9 protein-coding genes are annotated in these 10,014 nt (G+C 63.0%); 3 read left to right on the forward strand and 6 right to left on the reverse strand.

Annotation, left to right across the window (positions count from 1 at the left end):
• The coding region (gene norR / locus OC610_RS13600; protein WP_264428310.1) for a nitric oxide reductase transcriptional regulator NorR at positions 1-1,408 on the reverse strand (1,408 nt) is incomplete at its 3' end.
• A gap of 161 nt (positions 1,409-1,569) precedes the next feature.
• Here norR and ytfE point away from each other — a divergent pair.
• Positions 1,570-2,244 carry an iron-sulfur cluster repair protein YtfE gene (ytfE, locus tag OC610_RS13605; RefSeq protein ID WP_264428312.1) on the forward strand — a complete coding sequence of 225 codons (675 nt, stop codon included), beginning with the start codon at positions 1,570-1,572 and terminating at the stop codon, positions 2,242-2,244.
• Between the two features lie 137 nt (positions 2,245-2,381).
• Here ytfE and OC610_RS13610 read toward each other — a convergent pair whose 3' ends face one another.
• Positions 2,382-2,819 carry a hypothetical protein gene (locus OC610_RS13610; protein ID WP_264428314.1) on the reverse strand — a complete coding sequence of 146 codons (438 nt, stop codon included), beginning with the start codon at positions 2,817-2,819 and terminating at the stop codon, positions 2,382-2,384.
• A 26-nt stretch (positions 2,820-2,845) separates the two neighbouring features.
• Positions 2,846-4,036, reverse strand: coding sequence for an NnrS family protein (locus OC610_RS13615; RefSeq protein ID WP_264428316.1), 1,191 nt, complete (start codon positions 4,034-4,036; stop codon positions 2,846-2,848).
• Positions 4,037-4,589: 553 nt separating this feature from the next.
• Here OC610_RS13615 and OC610_RS13620 point away from each other — a divergent pair.
• Together OC610_RS13620 and OC610_RS13625 are read left to right on the forward strand one after the other, a co-directional pair.
• On the forward strand, positions 4,590-5,273 hold the full coding sequence (locus OC610_RS13620; RefSeq protein ID WP_030137667.1) for a Crp/Fnr family transcriptional regulator: 684 nt from the start codon (positions 4,590-4,592) through the stop codon (positions 5,271-5,273).
• Positions 5,270-5,470 carry a protein DnrP gene (locus tag OC610_RS13625; RefSeq protein ID WP_217859422.1) on the forward strand — a complete coding sequence of 67 codons (201 nt, stop codon included), beginning with the start codon at positions 5,270-5,272 and terminating at the stop codon, positions 5,468-5,470. The genes OC610_RS13620 and OC610_RS13625 overlap by 4 nt, the downstream gene beginning before the upstream one ends.
• Positions 5,471-5,474: 4 nt before the next feature.
• On the opposite strand, the gene OC610_RS13630 is transcribed toward OC610_RS13625, so the two are convergent.
• The 3 genes from OC610_RS13630 to OC610_RS13640 form a co-directional block, all read right to left on the reverse strand.
• Entirely contained in the window at positions 5,475-7,313 is a 1,839-nt protein-coding gene (locus OC610_RS13630; protein WP_264428318.1) for a nitric oxide reductase activation protein NorD, read from the reverse strand.
• Between the two features lie 337 nt (positions 7,314-7,650).
• Entirely contained in the window at positions 7,651-9,078 is a 1,428-nt protein-coding gene (locus OC610_RS13635; protein WP_264428320.1) for a cbb3-type cytochrome c oxidase subunit I, read from the reverse strand.
• A gap of 3 nt (positions 9,079-9,081) precedes the next feature.
• Positions 9,082-9,522 carry a c-type cytochrome gene (locus OC610_RS13640; RefSeq protein ID WP_030137671.1) on the reverse strand — a complete coding sequence of 147 codons (441 nt, stop codon included), beginning with the start codon at positions 9,520-9,522 and terminating at the stop codon, positions 9,082-9,084.
• Between the last annotated feature and the right edge of the window lie 492 nt (positions 9,523-10,014).

The raw sequence follows: 10,014 nt of genomic DNA on the forward strand, positions 1-10,014 counted from the left end.
CCTGGCGCTGGCATTCGTCCACCGTGACGCTCAGGGGCCGCAACGGAGCGTCGAGCCTTTCCTCTGGCGTATCGGTGGCGGCAGCGCTGGCGCTGACGTCCAGATCCAGCACCTGCGGCTCGAGGGTCATGATCACCCCGCGATTGGCGCCACGGCTCAACGCTTTCAGCGCCGCGCGACTGATGACGTGCTCCAGCTCCCGCACGTTCCCCGGCCAACTGTACGCCAGCAATGCCTGTTCGGCCGCCGGCGACAGGCGCAAGCCGCGCAAGCCCAGGCGCGTGCGGTTCAGTTCGAGAAAGTGCCCAGCCAACATCAGCACATCGTGGCCGCGTTCGCGCAGCGGCGGGATCGGCACCGGGTAGACCGACAACCGGTGATACAGGTCGGCGCGAAACAGCCCGTCGCGAATGCTGTCGGGCAAGTGCCGGTTGGTCGCAGCGATGATCCGCACGTCAACGTGCAGCGGCTTGTCCGCTCCCAAGCGCTGTATCTCGCCGTTCTGCAAAGTGCGCAGCAACTTGGCCTGCACGCTCAACGGCAACTCGCCGACCTCATCGAGAAACAACGTGCCGCCATTGGCCGCGTCGAAGCGCCCGGCGCGGTCGGTGGTGGCGCCGGAAAATGCGCCTTTGACGTGGCCGAACAATTCGCTTTCCGCCAGGGATTCAGGCAGTGCCGCGCAGTTGACCTGCACCAGCGGCTTGTGACCGCGCCGCGAGAGGCGGTGCAGCCGCCGGGCGAACAATTCCTTGCCCACGCCGGTTTCCCCCAGCAGCAACACCGGCAGTTCCGAGTCGGCCAGTACGTCCAGCTCGTTGAGCAATTGTTGCAGTCCCTCGCTGCGGCCAAGGATTTCACCCTCTTCGGTCGGCAGGCGCAGGTCCGCCGGGTCACTGCGCGACGCCCGCAGGCTACGGTTCTCCTGCTCCAACCGAGTGACGCGCACCGCCGCCTCGATCTGTAAGGTGCAGCGCTTGAGCTCTTCCCGGGCGCGACTGTCGAACGTGCCGGCGTGCAGCGCATCCAGGGTGATCGCCCCCCAGAGCTGACCTTCCACATACAGGCTCACGCCCATGCAGTCGTGCACCGGCAGCGGCTCGCCGACGTGATGAACGAGCAAGCCGTCATACGGATCCGGCAAACGACTGTCCGGCTCGAACCAGGTCGGCTCGCGCGACGCCATGATTGCCGCCAGGCGCGGGTGCTGGGCAATCACAAAGCGCCGGCCCAGTGCTTCGTGGACCAGGCCAACGGTCGCCACCGGCCGGAGGCTGTCCTCGTCCAGGCGCAGCAAACCGACGGCGCCGCTGTTGAAGTATTCGCGCAGGGTCTGCACCAGGCGCTGCAATCGCACCGCATTGGGCAGCTCGACGATCAGGTCGGCGGCCAGGCTTTCACGCAGCATGGTAGTGATGACCCTCCAGGGTTCGTTTGACCCTTCACGGTCAGGGTGACAATCACCCTGCCAAAATTTTATCGCTTGTTTTTCAATGGGTTGAATCTGGCACGTCGGCTGCAACGTGAGCGGTCATCTGTCCCTCCCGGGATTCAACCCAAGGAAACATGATGAGCCTCGACCTGCTGGAACAAAGCCTCGGCCAACTGGCCTGCGACATTCCCGGTGCTACCCGTACCTTCCATCACTACAGCCTCGACTTCTGTTGCGGCGGGCAAAAGTCCTTGCGCGAAGCGGCGCTGAGCAAGGGCCTGAACCCGCTGCTGATCGCCGATGCCCTGCGCACCCTGCAAGCCGCCGGCGAGCGCGGCCACGACTGGCGCGATGAACCCCAGGCGCTGTTGATCAGCCACATCCTCGAACGCTACCACGACCGCCATCGCGAACAACTGCCGGAACTGATTCGCCTGGCCCGGCGCGTCGAAACCGTTCATGGCGCACGCGCCAGTTGCCCCAACGGCCTGGCCGATCATCTGCAGGACATGTACCAGGAACTCGAAGGCCACATGCTCAAGGAAGAACAAGTGTTGTTCCCGATGCTGCAACGCGGCCTGGGCGAACGCGCCTCGGCGCCGATCCAGGTGCTGCGCTATGAACACGACCAGCATGGTGAAGCACTGGAAACCCTGCTCGCCCTGACCGACCAGATCACCCCGCCCGCCGACGCCTGCAACACCTGGCGCGCCCTGTATCGCGGGCTGGTGGAGTTTCGCGACGACCTGATGCAGCACATCCACCTGGAAAACAATGTGTTGTTCGTCAATGCGATGAAGCCTGCCCACTGATTTTTCAGCCCCTGCATTACCCCTGTGGGAGCGAGCTTGCTCGCGATAGCGGTGGGTCAGTCACTTCAAGGCTGGCTGACCTGACGCTATCGCGAGCAAGCTCGCTCCCACAGGGTTCGGCGGTGTTTTCTTCAGCTTTAAAACTGCCAATAGAACATCGCCTTCGCCAACACCACGATCAACACCATATGCCCCAGGATACTGCGCCGCAGCCAGCAGGCCCGGTTCGGTGTCAGCCGGCCGCTCTTGAGCCAGTACGCCAGCCAGACGTAATGCCCGACGATGCTCAGGGCCAGCAGGATCTTCAAGCTCAGCAACAGCCCGAAGCTGTTGCTCAACGGCTGGCTCAATGCGCCGCGATGCTGCCAGGCCAAGGCGATGCCGGCGCCATAGAGCACCAGCACCACGCCATGAAGTACGTGCCTTGAGCGTTGAGCAATCGCCTGATCTGCGCCCTCCCTGGCCGCCTGCGACAAAGGCCGACGGGCGGCATGCCAGATGAATACCTCGAAGAATAGCGTGCCGATGAAAGCGATGGCCGCCAACAGGTGGGTGATCAGCAAGAGCCCATACATTTATCGATTCCCTCCCCGCAGTCGGCTCATCCCGGATGCCCATCCACCCGGCTCTTGAGCAGCATCGGCCCATAGCGCCAGGCGTACAGGCCAAACGCCAAGGTCCAGCACACCCCCGCCAGCCACAGCGCGGCGAACGGCAACAGCAGCACCAGCAGCACGCGGCTCAGGCACGCCACGTTCAACAGGATGAACGCCAGGGTCATGCCCGCCGGCGGTTCGAGGGCGCGCCCGGTATGGCCCAGGCTGACACGGGCGATCATCGCCAGGATCAACCCGGCCATGGCGCCGATGGTCAGGCTGTGCACCGCCAGGCTCGGGTTCACCGGCACGCCGACGTGCCACAGCGCCATGCCCAGGCACGCCACCGCCAGCCAGCCGTAGGCCAGGTGCAGCGACCACAGCAGCGGCACCCGCCACAGGTCCTGGTCATGCCAACGCACCAGCCGAATCCCGTGGCCCACCGCCAACGCGGCGAACAACAGGCCGACCCAGACGTTCGCCGCCAGCGCCGGACCGAATGCATACAACAGCGCCACCAGCGCTGAACCTGCCAGCAACACGCGATCGAGCCACGGCCACGGCGCCACGCCTTCCACGCGACCGAGGCCACGCTGGGTGAAGAACGGAATTACCCGCCCACCGATCAACCCCATCATCGCCGCCACCAACCACAGGCCGGTGAGCACGCTCTGGCGCTGCAAACCCTCGTTGTGCTGGAGCAGGCCATACACGGACAAGCCATCGGCGGCAGCCAACAACAGCAAGACCAGCACGATCGGGTAATTGCGTTTCTGCCGCACACGCCACAACGTCAGGCCCATCAACGCGGCGACTCCCAAGGAGAAGGCCAGCTCCAGTGCCGCCAGCAAGGGCAACGGTGCGTCTGTCAACCAGGCCAGTCGCGCCCCCAGCCACACCAACGCCAGGGCCGCCAACCGCTTGCCGCTGAGCCCCGGCGTGCCCGTCCAGGTCTGCACCGCCGTCAGCAGGAACCCGGCGATGATCGCCAGGCCGAAACCGAACAGCAATTCATGACGGTGCCAGGCCAGCCAGCCACCGGCCGGCTGCCAGGCTGACAACCGCCCGCTGAACACCGCCAGCCACAGCGGCACCACCAGCAACGCGAGTACGCAGCCGCCCAGGAAGAACGGCCGGAACGCCAATCGCCACAGCGGTGGAATCGCCATGGTCTTGCGACGGTCAAGCACTTGCATAAATCACTCCTCTGCCCCCGCTGGAACCCCCGCGAGGTGCGCCGAATCCAGGTTCGCATGATCGGTTATCGACGCGCCCGGGCCTTGTCTCAGATCAAGCCGGCGCATCGGCAACTCATGCCTCGGCCAGAAGCTTGCAAAGGGCTTGCCGAACCCATTCGCAACTTGATCGGGAAACCTGTGGGAGCGAGCTTGCTCGCGATAGCGTCCTAACATCCAACATCGATGCCGACTGATCCATCGTCATCGCGAGCAAGCTCGCTCCCACAGGGTGTGGTCATTTCAACCCCGTCATGGTGATTTCTACCCTTCAAGCCTGGGGTCATTTCTACCCTGCCCACCCCCAACGCCCCATGAATCAAAGCCCCCAGGCATGGCCCGGCTCTTGCTCAAGCACGGCATCACCTTCTGCTTCCGGGGTCATCCATGAAATCCGTCGTCCTGCCGCTCACCTGGTTCGTCGTGCTCTCCTGCGTCGTGGCGCTTGCCAGCGGCCTGTCCCTGAGCCTGGTCTGACCCCGATCACCTATTCGCTACCACAAGGATCCACGCCATGGTGCTCCACCGCGTCCATCACCAGATTCTGCGCAGCCATCACCTGTTCGAGCCACTGAACGAGGAACAGCTCGACGAATTGATGAGCCACAGCCAATTGCTGAACATCGACAAAGGTGATCCGCTGTTTCGCCAGGGTGAACCGGCGCAAGCGTTCTACTTCGTGATCTCCGGGGCGGTTAAAATCTTCCGGTTGACCCCGGACGGCCAGGAAAAAGTCTTCGAGGTGATTGGCGAGCGCCAGACCTTCGCCGAAGCCATGATGCTGATGGACACGCCCAACTACGTCGCGTCCGCCGAAGCCGTGGGCCCGACGCAGCTGTATCGGCTGTCCAACGCCACGTACATGCGCCTGCTGCAAAGCAACAGCCGGCTGACCTTCGCCCTGCTCGGCAAGCTTTGCGTGCGCTTGCACCAGCGGGTCAACGAGATCGAAACCCTGTCGCTAAAGAACGCCACCCACCGCGTGGTGCGCTACCTGCTCACGCAACTGGTGCGTTTGCAAACCGTCGACAGCCAGTTCGAATTGCCCATGGCCAAGCAGTTGATCGCCGGGCACCTGTCGATCCAACCGGAAACGTTCTCGCGGATCATCCGCCGCCTGATCGATGAAAAGATCATCACCCAGGACGGTCGCCAGATCGCCATTCTCGACCGCCCGCGCCTGGAGCAGTTCGAATGAGCGCGCAGCCCACTTGCCTGTACTGCCAACACGCCAATGCCATCAGCCAAACCGAGTGCCGCCAATGCGGCATGCCCCTGCCGGTCGAAGCGGCGCTGGCCGGTGAGCGCCGGCTGCGGCGCTTCACCTGGTTCTGCGTCGGCTTGACGATCTTCTGCATCGTCATGTTCTTCTGGTTGCCGCGCAGCATCGCCTGAATCCTCAATCCTGTGTCAACTGCCGATACAACTGCGGTAACCGCAGCGGCAGTTGCTCGGGCTGGCGAATCAGCGTGTAGCCGTTGGCGCCAAACATGTACGGCAGATAATCCCCCGCTTCCCGGTCGATGGTGATGCAGAACGGCGTCAGCCCCTGGCGTCGGGCCTCCAGCACCGCCTGGCGCGTGTCCTCGACACCGTAGCGACCCTCGTAGAGATCCAGGTCATTGGGCTTGCCGTCACTGATCAACAGCAACAGCTTGCGCCGCCGCTTGCATCCCGCCATGCGCTGGGTAGCCTGGCGGATCGCCGCACCCATGCGCGTGTAATAACCGGGCTTGAGCCCCTGGATCCGACCCCGGGTCTGGTCGTCGTAGCGCTGGTTGAAGGCCTTGAGCTCATGCATCCGCACGTTCTGCCGGCGCAAGGAGGAAAACCCGTACAAGGCAAAATCATCCCCCAGTACCGACAAGGTTTCACCGAACAGCAACAGACTGTCGCGGATCACATCGATGACCCGGTGCTCGTCATTGAGGTGGGCGTCGGTGGACATCGACAGGTCGGCTAATAGCAGGCAGGCCAGGTCGCGGCGAGTCTGGCGCTGATCCATGAACAGCCCGCGTTCGCTGCATTGACCGTGCTGGCGCTCGACATGGAAATCCAGCCAGGCCTGCAGATCCAGTTCACAGCCCTGGGTCTGCTGGCGCAGCCATTGGCGATCATTGCGCAAGTGTTCGAACTGGCGACGCAAGCGCTGGGCCGGGCCTCGCAGGCGTGAGGGCAATGGCTGGGGTTCACAGTCGCGCGGGATGAAGGTTTGCACGCTGACGAAATCGTCCTTCAGGCGCTGCTTGCGGTAGTCCCATTCCGGCAACAGGATGCCTTCGCCGAGCGGCACGTCATCGACATCCGCCGGTGGCAAGTCCAGGTGGAGTTTCAAGCCGCCGCCCTTGCGCAAGCGCGTGCGGGAAAGGGTCAGTTGATCGAGGTCTTCAGCGACGCGGGCGGCGTCCGGGTCTTCGCTGTCGTCCGACCAGCGATCCAGGTCGACGTGCTCGGTCCAGCTGAACAGGTTTTCCAGGCGCACGATCAGCAGGCCACCGTCGCGGGTGGTGTCGTCGATGCGTTCGGCGCGCTTGCGACCGCCCTGCTGTTCGCCGGGCGGCGTCGCCAAATATTGCTCGGATTCTTCGAGGTCGGCGGATTGCGGATCGGCCAGATGTTGCGGTGGATAGAGCCACAACGGCAACGGCCAGGCCGCCCGCTCGCTGCGGGGGAAATGCTCGACACTGCCCGGCTCGCGCAAGGCTTGGCACAACGCGCGCTCGAGGGCGGCTTCGGCGGGATTCAATGAATCCGGATCAGGGCGCAAGGACAGGTGCGCCTCCACCAATCGCCGGTAACGAGGTCGCAGCGCCGGGTAGCGCTTCAACACCGCCAGGGTCCAGCGCTGGTTGTCCCGCCCCCAATGCCGCATCGGTCCAGACTGCGCGGCCAGCAACGCCAGCCAGCGATACAGTTCTTCGTTGAGCCCGACATCGGGAAACGCCGCCAGGCTCGCCGGCAGCCGCAGGTTGTCGCCATCGCACCAGGCCAGCGGCACTTGCTTGCAGGTGCCGGCGATCTGCTGCAACAGGTTGCGTCGCAGCAGTAAATCCCGGTCGCTGACCGCTTCGACGCCCTGATGTCGGGCACCGCCCGTGGCGCGAAACAGCACCTGCAGCGAGCGTTGCCGTGGAATCAGCTCGACCCGCGCCTCGGGAAAATCGGCACTGGCCCGGCGCGTGATGAAACGGTGCCAGACACTGCCGACCCACTCTTCCAGCTCGAGGGTGAATGCCATGGTTACTCTCCTATCGACCCGACTGATTCGCACTGCTCTTGTGGCGAGGGAGCTTGCTCCCGCTTGGGTGCGAAGCGCCCATCAAAAAGGGTCTGCTGCGCCCGAGGCGTCGGACCGGCCCAGCGGGAGCAAGCTCCCTCGCCACAAAAACTCTCTCGCCACAGATTCAGTGGTGTCCTCTCAAGAAGGCACCACCGCCGCCGGTGCCCGCAGCGCCCCGTCGAACGGTGCCCGTAGGAGCTGCCGAGCGAAGCGAGGCTGCGATCTTTCCCGTCACACTTGAATCTCAAGCGTCACGGAAAAATCAAGATCAAAAGATCGCAGCCTTCGGCAGCTCCTACGAAGGCACCACCGCCGCCGGTGCCCGCAGCGCCGCGCGACCACGCTGGCGGAAGCTCAGCAAGTAGCACAACAACCCGGCCAGGAACCCAAGGCCGCTGACCAGTCGCGCCCAGAACAGCGGCTTCAGGTGGTCGACCGTCGCCATGAACGGCAAGGCACTGCCATCCGTCATCCAGCGTTGCAGCCACACCTGCACGACACCGGCTGCAGTGAGGAACAAAGTGATCATCACCATCGACAAGGTCATCAGCCAGAAGCCCCAGATCTCCAGCCGCTGGGAACGTTCGTCCGCCGCTTCACCCAAGCCGCGCAAGCGTGGCATGGCGTAGCTGATCAGCGTCATCACGATCATCGCGTAGGCGCCGTAGAAGGCCAGGTGACCGTGGGCCGCGGTCAGTTGCGAACCGTGGGTGTAGTAGTTGACCGGGGCCAGGGTATGGAGGAATCCCCAGACGCCAGCGCCGAAGAACGCGGTGACCGTGGTGCCCTTGGCCCACAACGTAGCGGCGCGGTTCGGGTGATGCCGACGACGGTTTTTCACCATGCTGAAGGCGAACACCACCATCGCCAGGAACGGCAACGGTTCCATCGCCGAGAAGATCGAGCCGACCCACAACCAGACCTCGGGCGCGCCGATCCAGAAGAAGTGGTGACCGGTGCCGATGATCCCGGTGATCAGCGCCATGGCGATGATCACGTACAGCCACTTCTCCACCACTTCCCGGTCCACGCCGGTGATCTTGATCAGGACGAAGGCGAGCATCGAACCCATGATCAATTCCCACACGCCTTCCACCCAAAGATGCACCACCCACCACCAGTAATACTTGTCGCGGGCGAGGTTTTCCGGGTTGTAGAAGGAGAACAGGAAGAACACCGCCAGGCCGATCAGCCCGGTCATCATCACCATGCTGACGGTGGTCTTGCGACCTTTGAGCATGGTCATGCCGATGTTGTAGAGAAAGCCCAGGCACACCACCACGATGCCCATCTTGGTGATCGTCGGTTGTTCCAGGAACTCGCGGCCCATGGTCGGCAGCAGGTCATTGCCGGTGTACTTCGCCAGCGTCGCATAAGGCACCGAGAGGTAGCCCAGGATCGTCGCCACACCCGCGGCGGCAAAGACCCAGAACAGCAACAGCGCCAGTTTCGGGCTGTGCAGCTCGCGATCGGCCTCCTCCGGTATCAGGTAATACGCCGCGCCCATGAAGCCGAACAGCAGCCAGACGATCAGCAGGTTGGTGTGGACCATGCGGGCCACGTTGAAAGGAATCAGCGGGAACAGGAAATCGCCGACCACGTATTGCAAACCCATGATCAAACCGAACAGCACCTGCCCGAGGAACAGCATCAGGGCAAACACGAAATAAGGTTTGGCGACGGCCTGCGAGGCGAATTTCAGATGCGGATTAGCCATGCTCATCTCTCAGCCCTCCTTGTTTGGCGGCCAGCCATTGGTGTTGATTTTCGAGCTCCACTTGAGGAACTCGGCGATGTCGTCGACCTCCTGCTCGCTCAGGTTGAACTGCGGCATGGCCCGACGACCGGGGACGTTCAGCGGTTGCATCTTCATCCACGCCTGGAGAAACGGCTTGAACGCCTCCTCGCCCCCGCGCCGATTCACCACGTTGCCCAGCTCCGGCGCGAAATACGCGCCCTCGCCCAGCAGCGTGTGGCAGCCGATGCAGTTGTTGCGCTCCCAGACGCCTTTGCCGCGTATCACCGACTCCGTCAACTGCGCCTGGTTGCTGCGCTCCGGAAAGGTCTGTTCCGTGTGGTAGGTCAGGGCCAGGAATATCAGGAAGAAGAAGATGCTTCCCCCGAAGTAGATATTCCTGGCCATGCCTTTGGTGAAGGTATCTGACATGGTCACTTCCTCATTGCTTGGCGTGCCCATTCTAGGAAGCGAGGGGTCCGGAACCGCTTGATGGCGATCAAGAATCTCCGATGGTTTTGGTGGGTTGTTGTTGGCGGGAATGGGCTTGGAGGGTTTGTGGCCTACAGCGCGGAGTGATGGATCCTTCGGAAATTTCCCAAAATTGTAAAAGCGAGGTGGTGTTGGTGGAGTAAGGCGTTGGGGTGGGGCAGGCTCGCTTCTGACTTAAGGACTAATCCGTGCACCCGAGTTCAGGCGCCCTACCGCCCTGATGACGGTCTCGAATAAAAAGGAAGAAACTCACCCATGAATTTGCCAGAGATCGTGGTACCCATTTGCTTAAAGTACACCAACGAAGCCGTCTGCACCCCGCCGTGGTACGTCCACAACACTGAATACCATCCGGTGGCGGCCAGCTATCAAGCGCTGGTCAATGGCGAGGAAACCTTCACCGCCGTGCACCAGGCCATTGCCCAGGCCCAA

Origin of the sequence: Pseudomonas agronomica, assembly GCF_025917275.1 — a bacterium.
GTDB lineage: Bacteria > Pseudomonadota > Gammaproteobacteria > Pseudomonadales > Pseudomonadaceae > Aquipseudomonas > Aquipseudomonas agronomica.